Below are 667 nucleotides of genomic sequence, written 5' to 3' on the forward strand. Positions count from 1 at the left end.
GAGTGGTGGTCGGTGTCCCAGTACTCGTCGAGCATGTTGTGGCCCATGACGAAGCCGATGGCCCGCTCCGGCAGCTCGAAGTCGACCAGTACGGATTTCTGGTGGTGGGTCGCCGAGCTGCGCATGGCGAAGATGGAGCGCCTGGACAGATCAGGGTCAAGGCGATTGAGCTTGAGCTGGTAAGCAATTTCCGCACGTTCGGACAAGCTGAAACCACGGCTGACGAACAGCGGGACATGGGCATCCACCAACCCGGCGGCCTTGTCATCGTCGACCGCGTACTGCTTGAACCATTGGCGGTCGTAGGCGTATTGCTCGTCGCTGGTGGTCTGCCCTGCCCGATCGGCGATGCCGCCCTTGCCGGGCAGGTTGGCCTCTCCGGCCATCCCGGCCGCATTGAGTGGCATCTCCCACCCCAGGATGCGCACCTGTACACCCTGCCGAGCCTTTTCTTTGAGCAGTTCACCGATGCAGCGATCATCACTGCCATCGCGGATGAAGTGCATCGAGGGCTGGAACCCCCAGCAGATGATGTCGACCGAGCGCTGGGCTTCGGCGATGGCCTTGTGCACTGCACCAAAAGCCTCCTGGCCATTGATCAGCGGCCTATAGCTGGCCGGCCAGGGCCGGTACTCGGTATCGAGCACGTACCAGGGCGCGCAGCAGA

At 62.7% G+C, this 667-nt stretch carries 1 protein-coding gene; it reads right to left on the reverse strand.

The annotated features are described in order from the left end of the window. On the reverse strand, nt 1–667 hold a 667-nt coding region (locus tag WFQ67_RS30190; protein WP_442969644.1), incomplete at both ends, for a phospholipase D-like domain-containing protein.

Source organism: Pseudomonas sp. USHLN015 (genome assembly GCF_037153275.1).
Lineage (GTDB): Bacteria > Pseudomonadota > Gammaproteobacteria > Pseudomonadales > Pseudomonadaceae > Metapseudomonas > Metapseudomonas tohonis.